Raw genomic sequence first — 16,031 nt, 5'->3', positions numbered from 1 at the left:
GGTCACGCCCAAAATAATAAGTTAAATCTACAAGGTTTTTAAAGCCTTGCAGAACAAATAAAATAAAAAATGGCACAAGAAACAAGAAAGAACCTTGTATTATCGGGATTAGAGCCTTTGATTATAACTCCAGAGAGTTTGTTTATCAACGTTGGTGAGCGAACAAATGTGACGGGTTCTAGAAAATTCCTTCGATTAATTAAGGAGGAAAAATACGAAGAAGCACTTAGTATTGCAAAAGAGCAAGTGGAAGGTGGCGCCCAAATCATCGATATTAATATGGATGAAGGGATGCTTGATGGCGTATATGCTATGACAAAATTCCTGAATTTAATCGCTGCCGAACCTGATATTTCTCGTGTGCCAATCATGATTGATAGCTCAAAATGGGATATTATCGAAGCGGGTTTGAAAGTAGTTCAAGGGAAAAGTGTCGTGAATTCTATTTCTTTGAAAGAAGGCGAAGAGGCTTTTATTCATCATGCTAAATTAATAAAGCGTTACGGAGCTGCAGTAATTGTGATGGCTTTTGATGAGGTTGGTCAAGCTGATAACTATGAGCGCAGAATAGAGATTTGCCAGCGTTCGTATGATATTTTAGTTGATAAAGTTGGTTTTCCTGCTCAAGACATAATCTTCGATTTGAATATATTTCCCGTAGCTACAGGGATGGAAGAACATCGCCTGAACGCTTTGGATTTCTTTAGAGGAACAAAATGGGTTCGTGATAATTTACCGCATGCACATATTAGTGGTGGAGTAAGTAATGTTTCGTTTTCATTTAGAGGAAATGATACGGTTCGCGAAGCGATGCATTCTGTATTCTTATATTATGCCATTAAAAATGGAATGACAATGGGGATCGTAAATCCAGAAATGCTTACGATTTACGACGAAATTCCAAAAGATTTATTAGAGCATGTTGAAGATGTAATCTTAAATAGGCGTGATGATGCAACGGAGCGTTTATTGGATTTTGCTGAAAATGTAAAAGGGGATGTGAAAAATAACGAGAAGGCTGTACTAGAATGGCGCTCGGGAACAATTCAAGAAAGAATTACGCACTCGCTTGTGAAAGGAGTGGATCAATTTATAGAAGAAGATGTTGAGGAAGCACGATTAGCCGCTACTAAACCAATTGAAGTTATAGAAATCAACTTAATGGCAGGAATGAATGTCGTGGGTGATTTATTTGGTTCTGGTAAAATGTTCTTGCCACAAGTGGTAAAATCAGCTCGTGTGATGAAAAAAGCGGTTGCTTATTTATTGCCATTTATAGAAGCTTCAAAACAAGCTGGAGACAAACAAGGGAATGGAAAAATCTTGATGGCTACTGTAAAAGGTGACGTTCATGATATTGGAAAAAACATTGTTTCAGTAGTTTTAGCTTGTAATAATTATGAGATTGTCGATTTAGGTGTGATGGTTGCTCCAGAGAAAATCATTGCAGCTGCCATAGAACACAACGTCGATATTATTGGGTTAAGCGGCTTGATTACTCCTTCGCTTGACGAAATGGTTTATTTGGCAAAAGAATTAGATAAACGCGATATCAAAATTCCAATAATGATTGGTGGAGCTACTACATCACGCGCACATACCGCTGTGAAGATTGCTCCACAATACAGACAAACAGTAATTCATGTTAATGATGCTTCAAGAGCGGTTACAGTTGCTGGAAGTTTGTTGAATAGTGATAAAAAAATATATATGGCTTCGATTCGAGAAGAATACGATGCTTTTAGAGAAACTTTTTTGAGTCGTTCGAGAGATAAAAATTTCTTGACGATTGAACAGGCCCGAAAAAATAAATTACAATTGGATTGGAATTCCTACGAATTTACCAGACCGAAACATATTGGTGCCCAATTGGTCGATATTGAACTCGATGTTTTGGTTCCTTATATTGACTGGACTCCGTTTTTTAGAACTTGGGAACTGCACGGTAAATATCCTGCAATCCTTACTGATGAGGTAGTAGGTGAACAAGCACAAGCTGTTTTCAAAGACGCACAAGAGATGCTGGAGGTTGTTTTGAAAGAAAAGAAATTCACTGCCAAAGGTATTTTTGGAATTTTCCCAGCTAATCAAGTAGACGACGACGATATTCAGTTGTACGATGAAAACGGAAAAGCAATTGAGAAATTCTTGACCTTACGCCAACAAGCACAAAAAACAAAAGGAGCTCCCAATATCGCTTTAGCGGATTTTATCGCTCCAAAAGATTCAGGCAAAACCGATTATATGGGCGCTTTCTGTGTAACTACAGGATTTGGAGTTGACGAATGGGCTGATGAATTTCGTGATAATTTAGACGATTACAATTCGATAATGGTCAAAGCTTTAGCAGATCGTTTGGCAGAAGCTTTTGCCGAATATTTACATGAAAAAGTACGTAAAGAATACTGGGGTTATTCGCCTGATGAAAACATAAGTACCGAAGCAATGATTGCCGAGGATTACAAAGGAATTCGTCCTGCACCAGGTTATCCCGCTTGTCCAGACCATTTGGAAAAACCTACGATTTGGAAATTGCTTAAGGTGGAAGAAGCGATAGGAGTGACATTAACAGAGAGCATGGCAATGTGGCCAGCTTCGGCCGTTTCAGGCTATTTCTTTGCAAATCCGGACAGTAAATATTTTGGTTTAGGAAAAATAAAAGAAGATCAAGTGGTGGATTATGCGAAGCGACGCAATACCTCGACCGATAATGCAATGAAATGGTTAAACCCAAATATAGCAGATTAAAAAATAGTCATAAAGTCAAAAGTCAAAAAGTCCAAAGGGCATGACTTTCGACCTTCGACTTTAAAACTTTAAGACTTAATAATGAAAGTAACAGAACATATAAATAGTGCAAAAGGAGAAACGTTATTCTCGTTTGAAATTATTCCGCCTCAAAAAGGCAAAAGTATTCAAGAGTTATATGACAATATTGATCCGTTGATGGAGTTTAAGCCACCATTTATTGATGTAACAACTTCTCGAGAAGAATATATTTATGTTGATAAAGGCAATGGATTATTAGACAAGAAACTGACTAGAATGCGTCCTGGAACGCTAGGTATTTGTGCTTCAATAAAACATAAATACAATGTAGATACGGTTCCTCACGTGCTTTGTGGTGGATTTACAAAAGAGGAAACGGAGTATTTATTAGTTGATTGTCATTATTTAGGCATAAACAACGTAATGGCTTTACGTGGTGATGCCATGAAAGACGAACAATCTTTTGTCCCAAAAGTAGGAGGAAACAATTATGCGGTTGATTTAGTAAATCAAATCTATCAGTTAAATGAGGGGAAGTATTTGCATGATGTAATGCATGTTGATAATAAAGCTGATTTCTGTATTGGTGTTGCGGGTTATCCAGAAAAACACTTGGAATCTCCATCCTTGCTTTCCGACTTGAAAAGACTAAAAGAAAAAGTTAATGCTGGTGCTGATTATGTGGTGACACAAATGTTTTTTGACAACGAGAAGTATTTTCAGTTTGTTGCCAAAGCCAGAGAAATGGGAATCACAGTGCCGATTATTCCTGGAATTAAACCTTTGGCAGTGCAAAGACATTTACAAGTTTTACCACAAATTTTTAGAATCGATTTACCAGAAGATTTAATTCATGCGGTTGATCAATGCAAAAACAATACTGAGATTAGACAAGTAGGAATTGAATGGGCAATTCAACAATCTCAAGAATTGAAAGCGGCTGGAGTTCCTGTACTGCATTATTATTCTATGGGAAAATCAGAAAATATCAGACAAATAGCAAGTGCCATTTTCTAGGAATTAAAATCCTAATCTATAGTTGCCCTCGTTTGATTTTCTTGAACGAGGGTTTTCTATTTCATAAGATGTGCATGCACGAAACTAGCGATAGACAAAAAAAACGTCTAATAATAGATTATGAAGTAAAAGTGTATCCTAATGTTTCCCAAAACAGAATGGAACTAAAAATGATGTCTTTTTGCGGGAACAGCAATTAACTGGTTTAAATAACTTAATTTTAAAAAGAAATAACATTAAATTTGTCTGGTTTGCTAGGGCAAGTAATCAATTTTTTTTGATAGAGCTTTTTATAATTATTAACATATACAGCGTAAATGAACGATATTTTTCATAAAATTATAAATTTCATTAACCTTCATTCAGGTGAAGAGGACAGACTTAAAGTATTAGAAAATGTGAAATCTAATATTTCTTTTAGAGGTTCTAATTTTTGGATTTTAGCTTGTGCAATTGTAGTCGCTTCAGTTGGGTTAAATGTGAATTCAACCGCTGTAGTTATTGGAGCAATGCTTATTTCTCCTTTGATGGGACCTATTGTAGGAGCCGGATTTGGATTGGGGATTTATGATTTCAATTTGCTAAAGAAAGCTTTAAAAAATCTGTTGATTGCTACAATTGTTGGATTAGTAGTGTCCACAGTTTATTTTTATTTGAGCCCATTCAAGGAAACACAATCGGAATTATTGTCTAGAACTTCTCCTAATATTTATGATATATTCATTGCTTTTTTTGGAGGATTAGTGGGGGTTATTGCTATAACAAGAGTTGAAAAAGGAAATCCAATTCCAGGTGTTGCTATTGCTACAGCTTTGATGCCTCCTTTGTGTACTGCGGGATACGGATTAGCAATAGGTAATTTTAGTTTCTTTTTCGGTGCTATTTATCTCTATATTATTAACTGTGTTTTTATATGTATTGCTACTTTTCTTATAGTGAAATACCTGAAATATCCACCGGTGAAGCAAATTGATGAGAGCCGCGAAAAAAAGGTTCGGTATGCAATGACCTCATTAATTTTGGTGATGATTATTCCAAGTGTGTATTTCGCCTATGTGTTAATTCAGGACAAAAAATTCAATCAAAAAATCGAATTTTTCATCACGGATGAATTTACCAATAAAGGATATACAATACTTTATAAAAAAATTAAAACAAACGTAAGTCCAAAAAAAATAGAACTTGTTTTTCTAGCTAAAAAAACTACTAATGAAGAGTTGAAAATATTGAATCAAAGATTAAAAGCGTACGGCATTCAAAATACCGAATTGAAAATAAGACAAGATACCACGGATATTAAAAAGTATATTTCGAGCCAAATCAATAATGAAAAATCTATTTTAAATAAAAAAGATTTGACAATAATAGAATTAGAAAAACGATTAAAGAAAAACAGTTATAATAACGCAATCATCTTAGCTGAGGCTAAAATTATTTTTCCCGAAATTGAAAATCTATCGATCTCAAATCACATCTATGATGAAAAAACGGAAAATCCAGTAGTAGTTCCAGTTATGATTTATAAGAGTAAAAAAGAACTTTCCAAAAGCTCAAAACAAAAACTAGTTTTATGGTTGCAGCAAAGGCTATCAAAAGAAAAAATAGAGATTTATAGACAGTTGTAAAGAATTATTTCTTAGTTATTTCTCTAAAAACAGCTTCTAAGTTTTTGTTTTTCTGATTAAGTTGAAGGGTCTTCAATCCGTTTGCCGTAGCAAAGTCAAAAACGGCAGGACGCATGTCTTTGTCAGCTAGGAAAGTTAATTCCCAAATCATATCGTGAGTATTTTTATAGGAAGTAAGGTTTTCTATTTTGGCAATTGCCTGCTCTTCTATTTTATAATCAAATTCTACTTCGATTACTTGTTCTTTGTCGGTAGAAATTAATTTATCTAACTTTTTATCAGTTACAATTTTACCATTATTAATGATAATGACACGGTCACAAATAGCTTCAACTTCCTGCATGATGTGAGTAGAAAGGAAAATAGTCTTGTCCTTGCCTGCATTCTTTATTACATTTCGTATTTCAATCAATTGGTTAGGATCTAGACCAGTTGTTGGTTCATCCAGAATCAAAACATCGGGATTGTGCAATAAAGCGTTTGCAAGTCCTACACGTTGACGATACCCTTTAGATAATTGACCAATTTTTTTATGACTTTCACTAGACAAACCAGTAAGTTGAATCACTTCTTCAATTCGGGATTTAGCTACTTTATAGACATCAGCATTAAAAGCCAAATATTCCCTCACATACAACTCTAAATATAACGGATTATGTTCTGGCAAATAGCCGATAGATAGTTGCACCGCTTTCTGATCTGAGTTTACATCATGCCCGTTTACAATGGCTGAACCTTCGTCAGCATTGATATAAGTAGTCAATATTTTCATCAAAGTAGATTTTCCAGCTCCATTTGGACCAAGAAAACCTACGATTTCACCTTTATTTACAGAAAACGAGATGTTGTCTAAGGCGCGTTGAGCACCGTAACTTTTGGATATATTTTTTACTTCTATTGACATGACATATTATTTGTTGCAAAAGTAAACAGAAAAAGGATTGATTTGTTGTTTCTTTGTTTGCCAATTCAGTAATTTTATAAAAATAGAAGTCAAATTATAAACCAGTTTTTTAAATTGCAACTTTTACAATTTTATACCATGTAAACTAAGTCATACGAATTATGAAAAACAAAAGCATCTTATTGTTTCTTTTTCTTGGATTTTTCGTTCAAGCACAAGAAAAAGTAGTCATTAACAAACAAGAAGTAGTACGAATAGAAACAGAACTAGCTTCTGATAAAATGGAAGGAAGAGCTACTTTTTCGCCCGGAATTGAGTTAGCTTCTGCTTTTATCGAAGAGGAGTTCAAAAAAATAAATCTGGCTTATTTTGATGACCTGACAAATTACCGTCAGGAATTTGAGGTTAAAGGGAAAGCGGCTAATAATGTGATTGGAATACTGCCTGGAAAATCAAAACCAGATGAATATGTGATTTTTTCAGCACATTATGATCATTTAGGAATGGCGAAAGACGGAACTGATAAAATATATAATGGAGCTAATGATGATGCTTCAGGAACAACTGCTGTAATTACACTAGCAAAATATTTTAAGGATTTAGGTCAAAACGAAAGAACAATCATTTTTGTTGCTTTTACTGGTGAGGAAATAGGAGGTTTTGGCGCTAAATTTTTCTCTGCAAAAATGGATCCTAATAAGGTAGTTGCTATGTTCAATATCGAAATGATTGGTACTGAAAGTAAATGGGGTGAAAATTCAGCGTACATAACTGGTTTTGAGAAAACAGATTTTGGGACTATTTTACAGAAGAATTTAAAAGGTACGAATTTCAAATTTTATCAAGATCCTTATCCGGAGCAAAAACTTTTTTACCGTTCTGATAATGCAAGATTAGCTGCACAAGGAGTTCCTGCGCATACTATTTCTACATCCAAAATGGATTCAGAGCCTTATTATCATAAAGTAAGTGACGAAGTAGGTGTTCTGGACTTAAATAATATGACCCAAATTATTAAGGCAATAGCCATTAGTTCGCAAAGTATTATTAGCGGTGAGGACACGCCTTCAAGGGTAAAGAATTAAAAATATTTTTTGTAGAAGCATTTATTGTACACCTACTGTTTGAAATGCAGTTATTTATATGTCATTTAATTAAGGCTTTTTTAATGATTGTATAATTTAATGTATGTTTTATCGAGAATTCTTTTTTTGTTTCATAAAAAGTATTTTTTTTTTTGGTGAGCTGAAAATAATTTATACATTCGCAAAGAGTTTAATACAAAAACACGTCACACAATGTTGAGTAACCGATTTTATTTTAGCAATTCTTATTATTTCTTCTGGGAACAGGGTAGGGATTGTCGTATGGTTATTTAATTCAAAAATTAAATTGATAATTATAAATATACAATCCCGATGTGAATCGGGATTTTTTTTTGCCTAATTTTTACAAAATGGATAATAAAATTGCAATACAAGGAATAAAAGGATCTTTTCATCATCAGGTAGCACAAGAATATTACGAGCAAAATGTAATGGTAGACGAGTGTATGTCTTTTGAGGAATTGGTAGATAGCTTGCTTTCAGGTAAATCGGATCAGGCAGTTATGGCGATAGAAAATTCTATAGCGGGGCCAATTATTCCAAATTATGCTTTGATCGATAAAAATAATTTGCACATAATAGGCGAACATTATTTAAAGATTCACCAAAATTTAATGGCATTAAAAGGTCAGAAAATGGAGGATATAACGGAGGTACATTCACATCCAATGGCTATTTTACAATGTATGGATTTCTTAAAGAAATATCCAAATATTAAGTTAGTTGAAGATAAAGATACTGCTGAAACAGCTCGAAGAATTCAAGAAAAGCAACTAAAAGGAATTGCTGCAATTGCTAGTAAAACGGCTGCCGAAATGTATGACTTAGAGATTTTGGCCCCGGAAATTCAGACGATTAAAAATAACATGACTCGTTTTGTTATCATAAAAAAAGAAAATTCATTTGTGCCAGCAAATGAAATCCGAAGAGCTTCTATCAAATTTGAATTGGATCACAAACGTGGCAGTTTAGCTGCGGTTTTGAATGCGATGAGCGATTGCAAACTGAATCTAACTAAAATTCAATCGTTGCCAAAAATAGAAACACCTTGGAAATACTCCTTTTTTGTAGATGTTACTTTCGAAAAATATGAAGATTACGCTAAAGCAAAATCCTTATTAGTAATTATGGCAGAATATTTTAAAGTGTTAGGTGAATATAAAAACACAAAAGAATAATTTCCCGAATCAGAATAAAGAAAGATTTTAAAATAAAACCATGATTACAACAGCGAAACGTTTAGATATAATTGAAGAATACTATTTCTCCTCTAAATTGAGAGAAGTAAGACAACTGGCCTCAGAGGGGAAACCAATTATCAATATGGGAATTGGAAGTCCTGATTTACTGCCTTCAAAAGCAGTAGTTGATGCGGTAGTTCTAGCAATGCAAGAGGAAAATGCGCATCAGTATCAAAGTTATCAGGGTTTGCCAGAATTACGTCAAGGAATGGCTAATTTTTATAAGAACAATTTTGATGTTGCCTTGAATTCAAACACGGAGATTTTGCCATTGATGGGTTCAAAAGAGGGGATTATGCATATTTCACTGGCTTTCTTGAATGAAGGAGACCACGTTTTAATCCCAAATCCCGGATATCCTACTTATACGTCGGTGACTAATTTAGTAGGAGCGGCTCCAGTTTATTATGATTTGAAAGAAAGCACGAATTGGGAACCTGATTTTGAAGCTTTGGAAAAACTAGATCTTTCGAAAGTAAAAATTATGTGGATAGGTTATCCACATATGCCAACAGGAGCCAGAGGAAGTTTGGAATTGTTCGCAAAGTTGGTGGTTTTTGCAAAAAAACATCAGATATTATTGGTCAATGACAATCCGTATAGTTTTGTTTTGAATGACAAACCGATGAGCTTGTTGCAAGTGGAAGGTGCGAAAGAAGTAGCTTTGGAATTGAATTCCTTGAGTAAAACTTTCAATATGGCGGGATGGAGAGTAGGAATGGTTCTAGGTAATGCCGCTTGTATAGATGCTGTTTTGAAAGTAAAAAGCAATATGGACAGCGGAATGTTTTTTGGAATCCAAAAAGGAGCAATCGAAGCTTTGAAAAGTGATGCTTCCTGGTTTGAAGAAATGAATAGCATTTACAGAAAAAGAAGAGTACTTACCGAGCAACTAGCTGAAAAATTAGGTTGCAAAGTTTATAAAGCAGGAGTTGGATTATTCGTTTGGGCGAAATTACCCGAAGGAGTCACATCTGCAGAAAAGTTTATCGATCAAATTTTACATGAGAAATCAATATTCATTACACCGGGAACAATTTTTGGAAGTAATGGAGAGGGATACATCAGATTTGCATTGTGTGTGAAAGAGGAGAAAGTACAAGAAGCAATTGATAGATTTAATTAAATGAAAATATATATAATAGGAATAGGATTAATAGGTGGTTCAATGGCATTGGACATTAAAGCATTGCATCCTAATGCTACGATTTGTGGAATTGATGCTAATGAAAATCATTTGAAAGAAGCGATTGCATTAGGCGTTGTGGATGTAGTTGGAAAAATGGAAGATTTAGTTTCGGCTGATTTTGTGATTTTGTCCGTTCCCGTTGATGTAGCAATGGTAGTTTTACCAACTGTTTTAGATGCAATTGGAGATGATACGATAGTTTTTGAAGTAGGTTCGACAAAAATGCCTATTTGCGATGCAGTTGCGAATCACTCTAAAAGAAGAAATTTTATTGCTACTCATCCTATTGCAGGAACTGAATTTTCTGGACCATCAGCAGCAATACATGGTTTATTTCAAGGCAAAACCAACATTATTTGTGAGGTTGAAAAAACAGCTTTTAAGCTGCAGGAGAAAGCATTAGAATTGTTTAGAGAATTGGGAATGAGAATTCGTTATATGGAGCCGAAATCACATGATAAACACATTGCTTATGTTTCACATTTATCACATATTAGTTCGTTTATGCTCGGGAAAACAGTGATTAATAAGGAAAAACATGAGCAGGATATATTTGATATGGCGGGTTCTGGTTTTGAAAGTACTGTTAGATTAGCTAAAAGTTCTCCAGCGATGTGGACACCAATTTTTAAACAAAACAGAAAGCAAGTAGTAAAAACGCTAGAGGAATATATATCGAATTTGACTCAGTTTAAAGATCTACTGATAAATGAAGATTATAACGCCATTTTTGAAGAAATGGAAAGCGTTAATAGAATAAAGGAAATTTTGAACGGAATGAAAAAGTAGTCAATTGAAAAAATCAATTGTAATAACAATAACACAACACAAAAAATAAAATTAGAAAAGATGGAAAATAAGAAAGAAATGAGAGCGTGGTTAGAAGATTTTAATTTAACTCATCCGTTAGTAATAGCTGGTCCTTGTAGTGCAGAAACAGAAGAGCAAGTATTGAAAATTGCTCATGAATTGAAAGATTCTGATGTAAGTATTTTTAGAGCTGGAATTTGGAAACCAAGAACGCGTCCAGGAGGATTTGAAGGTGTTGGAGAAATTGGATTAAAATGGTTGAAAAAAGCAAAAGAAGAGACTGGTTTATTAATGGGAACTGAAGTTGCAACTGCTGCTCACTGTAAATTAGCTTTGGAATATGATATCGATGTTTTATGGGTTGGTGCTCGTACGACTGCAAATCCATTTGCTGTTCAGGAAATCGCTGACACCTTAGCAGGAACTGATAAAATTGTTTTGATAAAAAACCCAGTAAATCCTGATATGGCTTTATGGTTAGGTGGTGTAGAGCGTTTATATGCTGCTGGAATCAAAAAATTAGGAGTAATTCACAGAGGTTTTTCTACTTACGAAAAAACGAAATACAGAAATATTCCAGAATGGCAAATTGCAATTGACTTGCAAAATAAATTTCCTGATTTGCCTTTAATCATTGACCCATCGCATATTACTGGAAACAGAGATATGATTCTTGAAGTAACTCAGGAAGCTTTGAACTTAAACTATGATGGTATGATTATAGAAACACATACTGATCCTGATAATGCGTGGAGTGATGCTGCACAGCAAGTAACTCCTGATGCTTTGAAACAAATTTTCAAAGATTTAAGAGTAAGAAAGCATGATGATGTATCAGATGAGTACACTCAAAAAATGACCAAGTTAAGGGCGAACATTGATGTTTTAGATGGTAATTTATTAGAATTACTTGGAAAACGTATGAAAGTTGCTGACCAAATAGGTCAAGTAAAGAAAGATGCTAACGTTGCAGTATTACAAAATACACGTTGGAATGAAATCCTTGGAAAAATGATCCTAGAAGGTGAAAAGAAAGGTTTGACAGAAGAGTTTGTGCTTAGAATGTTCAAAGCTATCCACCAAGAAAGTATTGGTCACCAAGAAAAAATTGTAAATGGTTAAATAGTAAAGAGTAGCGATTTCAGATTTTAGATCTCGCTAACTTTTTTTTGAATCTTTAAAAATCCCAAAATCATAAGTTTTGGGATTTTTTTATTTAGGAGCACTTATAAAATCATAATTCTAAAATTGTTAGTCCTCAATCATAAATCATTTATCTTTGCAAAATAATAGATTTTAATTTTGAAATCTATAATAGTTAATCTTCAATCAAAAACCCTACATGACAGGACTCGTATATAAATCTACAGGAAGTTGGTACACCGTAAAATCAGAACAAGGAGATTTTATAGAATGCCGTATGAAAGGGAAATTCAGAATCAAGGGAATAAAAAGTACTAATCCTATTGCAGTGGGTGATATTGTGGATTATGAACTAGAAGAATCATCAGATACTGTTACGGGAACGATTCATAACATTCACGAGAGAAAGAATTATATCGTTCGAAAATCGGTGAATTTATCGCATCAAATGCATATTATTGCGTCTAATATTGACCGTGTATTTTTATTGATAACCATCAATAATCCACCAACTACTTTCAATTTTATCGACCGTTTTCTGGTGACTGCCGAAGCGTATGGAATCGAAACGGTTTTAGTTTTTAATAAAATAGACACTTTTGACGATGCTACACTTGATGAACAATTGTACATGCAACACGTTTACCAAGAAATAGGATATAAATGCTTGCGTGTTTCTTCAACTGAAATGAAGGGAATCGATGCGTTAAAAGAAATGATGATTGGCAAAGTAAGTATGTTCTCAGGGCATTCTGGTGTTGGAAAATCGACATTGGTTAATGCAATGGAACCTTCTTTACATCTAAAAACAAAAACGATTTCTGAAGCCAGTAAACAAGGACAACATACCACGACTTTTGCCGAAATGTATGATTTGTCTTTTGATGCTAAAATTATTGATACTCCTGGAATCAAAGGTTTCGGGATTGTTGATATGGAAAAAGAAGAAATTAGTGGCTATTTCCCTGAGTTTTTCAAATTGAAAGACCAATGTAAATTCAATAATTGCTTGCATAAAGAAGAACCGCATTGTGCTATAAAAGCAGCTTTGGAAAGAGACGAAATTGCATGGTCTCGATACAATAGTTATCTTAAAATACTAGAAGGTGACGATGAGCATTATCGTACCGATATTCATAATGAAGATCGAATAATTAGCGATAAAAGTAGGGAGTAGAATCCTATCGAAGGTTCCAAATTTTAAATTTCAAAAATTGAAAGTAGTAATTCAAAGAGTTTCCTGCGCCTCAGTAACGATTGATTCAAAAGTAGTAGCCGATATTCAAACAGGATTATTGGTTTTGGTTGGTATTGAAGATGCAGATAATCAAGAAGATATCAATTGGTTAACTGCTAAAATCGCCAATATTCGCATTTTTGGAGATGAAAATGAAGTAATGAATCTCTCTGTAAAAGATGTAGATGGTGATGTGATTGTAGTGAGTCAATTTACGCTTCAGGCCAATACCAAAAAAGGAAATCGTCCATCGTACATAAAAGCTTCAAAACCAGATGTTGCTATTCCATTATATGAAAACTTTGTGCAACAATTAGAAAAAGACCTGGGTAAGAAAGTGCAAACAGGAGTTTTTGGTGCCGATATGAAAGTGCTTTTATTGAATGACGGTCCAGTAACCATTGGAATTGATAGTAAAAACAGGGAGTGATAATTTTAGTTTAATACGACTATTCTTAACGTTTTTTTTTATTTTAACAAAAAACTAGATTTAGCTTTTAATGAACTTCTTGAATTTTATTTTATTGTTTACTTTTGAGGTCAGATTCCCAAATCTATTAACTTAATAACCTCGAATTTTGGCAAAAATCAAACACACTAGTGCTTATGATGTAATCGATCATGTAGCTACAACAGCAAAAAAAAAGAATGTAATGCACCTTTCTTCTCAGGAAGAAGAATTTAATGGAGAATTTTAAAAAATAAATAATGAAGAGTTAATCAATTTTGGTACTTGTGGTTATTTAGGATTAGAAAAGCATCCGCATATTTTAGAGAAGAGTCGTAATTTGTTAGATCGATATGGCTCTCATTTCTCCATTTCAAGAACCTATGTTAAGGCATCATATCAAGATGAATTAGAAAATTTAATTAGTAAAATTTTTGACAATCATCCTGTTATAACATTTACTTCCACATCGGTTGCCCATCAATCGGTAATAGGAACTATTATACAACCTAGTGATTTAATTATTCTAGATCAACAAGTACATTATAGCGTTCAATATCCTTGTCAATTTGCAAAATTACAGGGCACCATGGTAAAAATGATTCGTCATAATAACATGGAAATGCTGGAAGAGTTTATCAAAAGAGGCTATAACCAATACGATAAGATTTGGTATATGGCCGACGGAGTGTATTCTATGTATGGGGATTTGCCCCATAAAACGGAGCTTCTATATTTGCTAGAAAAATACCCAAAACTTCATTTGTATTTTGATGATGCCCATGGTGTGGGATGGACTGGCGTAAATGGATGTGGAAGTGTGTTTGAGCACTTCAAGCATAGTGAAAGGGTGATTTTAATGAGTACTTTGGCCAAAGGTTTTGGATGTATCGGAGGAATTGCCGTTTTTAATGATGCTGAAATGCATAGAAAAGTTAATATTTATGGAGGAATTCTGGCCTATACACACCCTTTGTCTCCATCTAATGTTGGCGCCGCCATTGGATCGGCAGAACTTTTACTCTCAGATAAAATTCATACTTTTCAAAAAGAGTTAAAGGATTCGATGGAGTATTTGAATGTGAAATTAGAAGAGCTTAATTTGACCAACACCTCTTCGAGCGAAACGCCAATTTATTTCATAGGCACTGGTTCTGTGAAGGTGGCTCAAAATCTGGTTCAGCGTGTTTTGGCTGATGGATTGTATGTCAATACGGCGACGTTCCCAGTTGTGCCAAACGATAAAACAGGATTACGATTTACGCTCACAAGACACAATACAAAAGAACATATTGATCAATTAGTTGATTCTATAGGCAGAAATTTCCACATTGCAGTTGATGAAGAAAATGAAGATTTAGAGAAAATTTATAAGACGTTTAATCTTCCTTTTAAAGGTAAAAAGACCTTAAAACCAGCTGAGTCAGAAAATATTTTTGTCGAAAACTATAATAGTATCAATGAAGTAGATTCCCAATTATGGGATAGTCTTTTTAAGGATAATGGGAACTATTCGCATAACGGTTTACGTTGCATAGAAGAAATATTTTCGAATAATGAAAAAGTAGAAGAAAATTGGGGATTTCATTATTTAATCATTAAGGATGAAAATAATGAAATACTATTGGCCACATTTTTTACTAGCGCGCTTTGTAAAGATGATATGTTTGCCTTAGAAAATATTTCACGAAAAATAGAAAAGCAAAGAGAAGAAGAACCATATTATTTATGTTCAAAAACTTTGACAATGGGTTCCTTGTTTACCGAAGGCGAGCATTTGTATGTTAAGGGCGAGCATTCTTTAATAAATGAAACCTTTAATCAGTTTTTTATTGAGATAGAAAAATTAAAAAAAGCCACCGACTCAACGGTTGTTATTCTGAGGGATTTTCAATCCCATTTTCAATTCAATGAATGTTTTGAGAATGAAGGCTTCGTAAAAGTGAGTATGCCAAACACCAATATCATTAAGAATCCAAAGTGGGAAACCACCAATGATTTAATGGAATTAATAAAATCTCGTAAAAAACGAGATAACATTAAACAATATGCTATCAGACATCTTGATAAGTTTGATATTAAAATCAAAAATCAAATAACAGATGAGGAGGCAATTCAATATTTTGATTTATTTACAAATGTCAAAAAAGCAAATTACTCATTCAACTTTTTTAGTTATCCCAAAAAAATGGCTAAAATTCTTTCTCAATATGATGAATGGGAATTTATTGAAATTAGTCTAAAAGAAAATGATCAGGTAGTTGCCGTTGTTTTTGGTTATATTGGGGATGATCACTATTCTCCTTTGATCGTTGGATTAGATTATGACTATATTGATACTCATCACATATATAAGCAAGCCATGTTTCAAATGGTGAAAAGAGGAAACGATCTGAATAAAAAAAATACTTATTTAGGGTTGACTGCTGATTTTGAAAAACAAAAATATTTAGCTTTGACTGTTCCTATATGGGCATATATGAAAGTAGATGAAACATATAATTTAGAATTAATAGATGCATATTCAAATATATAGTTGAAT

At 33.8% G+C, this 16,031-nt stretch carries 12 protein-coding genes; 11 read left to right on the top strand and 1 reads right to left on the bottom strand.

Features of this window, described 5'->3' with window-relative positions; all coding sequences use genetic code 11:
* Positions 1 to 69: 69 nt before the first annotated feature.
* From metH to LNP27_RS01990, 3 genes are all read left to right on the top strand, one after another.
* Entirely contained in the window at positions 70 to 2,748 is a 2,679-nt protein-coding gene (metH, locus tag LNP27_RS02000; RefSeq protein WP_229942853.1) for a methionine synthase, read from the top strand.
* A gap of 81 nt (positions 2,749 to 2,829) precedes the next feature.
* Positions 2,830 to 3,786 (top strand): methylenetetrahydrofolate reductase [NAD(P)H], encoded by a 957-nt coding sequence (gene metF, locus LNP27_RS01995; RefSeq protein ID WP_229942852.1) that lies wholly within the window; start codon positions 2,830 to 2,832, stop codon positions 3,784 to 3,786.
* 317 nt (positions 3,787 to 4,103) lie between these two features.
* Positions 4,104 to 5,411 carry a TIGR00341 family protein gene (locus LNP27_RS01990; RefSeq protein ID WP_229942851.1) on the top strand — a complete coding sequence of 436 codons (1,308 nt, stop codon included), beginning with the start codon at positions 4,104 to 4,106 and terminating at the stop codon, positions 5,409 to 5,411.
* 4 nt (positions 5,412 to 5,415) lie between these two features.
* Here the strand turns inward: LNP27_RS01990 and gldA are convergent, their stop codons facing one another.
* Positions 5,416 to 6,315 (bottom strand): gliding motility-associated ABC transporter ATP-binding subunit GldA, encoded by a 900-nt coding sequence (gene gldA / locus LNP27_RS01985; protein ID WP_229942850.1) that lies wholly within the window; start codon positions 6,313 to 6,315, stop codon positions 5,416 to 5,418.
* A gap of 161 nt (positions 6,316 to 6,476) precedes the next feature.
* Between gldA and LNP27_RS01980 the strand changes: the two genes are divergently transcribed.
* From LNP27_RS01980 to LNP27_RS01945, 8 genes are all read left to right on the top strand, one after another.
* Positions 6,477 to 7,400, top strand: coding sequence for a M20/M25/M40 family metallo-hydrolase (locus LNP27_RS01980; protein WP_229942849.1), 924 nt, complete (start codon positions 6,477 to 6,479; stop codon positions 7,398 to 7,400).
* Positions 7,401 to 7,771: 371 nt separating this feature from the next.
* Positions 7,772 to 8,599 (top strand): prephenate dehydratase, encoded by an 828-nt coding sequence (locus LNP27_RS01975; RefSeq protein WP_229942848.1) that lies wholly within the window; start codon positions 7,772 to 7,774, stop codon positions 8,597 to 8,599.
* A gap of 40 nt (positions 8,600 to 8,639) precedes the next feature.
* Positions 8,640 to 9,788 carry an aminotransferase class I/II-fold pyridoxal phosphate-dependent enzyme gene (locus tag LNP27_RS01970; protein WP_229942847.1) on the top strand — a complete coding sequence of 383 codons (1,149 nt, stop codon included), beginning with the start codon at positions 8,640 to 8,642 and terminating at the stop codon, positions 9,786 to 9,788.
* Positions 9,789 to 10,640 carry a prephenate dehydrogenase gene (locus tag LNP27_RS01965; RefSeq protein WP_229942846.1) on the top strand — a complete coding sequence of 284 codons (852 nt, stop codon included), beginning with the start codon at positions 9,789 to 9,791 and terminating at the stop codon, positions 10,638 to 10,640. It begins immediately after the preceding gene.
* Between the two features lie 60 nt (positions 10,641 to 10,700).
* Positions 10,701 to 11,783, top strand: a complete 1,083-nt coding sequence (locus LNP27_RS01960; protein WP_229942845.1) for a bifunctional 3-deoxy-7-phosphoheptulonate synthase/chorismate mutase type II — start codon at positions 10,701 to 10,703, stop codon at positions 11,781 to 11,783.
* A 220-nt stretch (positions 11,784 to 12,003) separates the two neighbouring features.
* A complete protein-coding gene (rsgA, locus tag LNP27_RS01955; protein WP_229942844.1) occupies positions 12,004 to 12,981 on the top strand; it encodes a ribosome small subunit-dependent GTPase A in 978 nt (325 codons plus the stop codon).
* A gap of 37 nt (positions 12,982 to 13,018) precedes the next feature.
* Positions 13,019 to 13,471: a D-aminoacyl-tRNA deacylase gene (dtd, locus tag LNP27_RS01950; protein ID WP_229942843.1), complete on the top strand. Its 453-nt coding sequence runs from the start codon at positions 13,019 to 13,021 to the stop codon at positions 13,469 to 13,471.
* 271 nt (positions 13,472 to 13,742) lie between these two features.
* Entirely contained in the window at positions 13,743 to 16,025 is a 2,283-nt protein-coding gene (locus tag LNP27_RS01945; RefSeq protein WP_346432401.1) for an aminotransferase class I/II-fold pyridoxal phosphate-dependent enzyme, read from the top strand.
* Positions 16,026 to 16,031 lie beyond the last annotated feature (6 nt).

It is taken from the genome of Flavobacterium galactosidilyticum (assembly GCF_020911945.1).
GTDB classification, from domain to species: Bacteria; Bacteroidota; Bacteroidia; order Flavobacteriales; family Flavobacteriaceae; genus Flavobacterium; species Flavobacterium galactosidilyticum.
The sequence above is the reverse complement of the archived record's forward strand: the minus strand, read 5'-3'. Positions and strand labels throughout refer to the sequence as shown.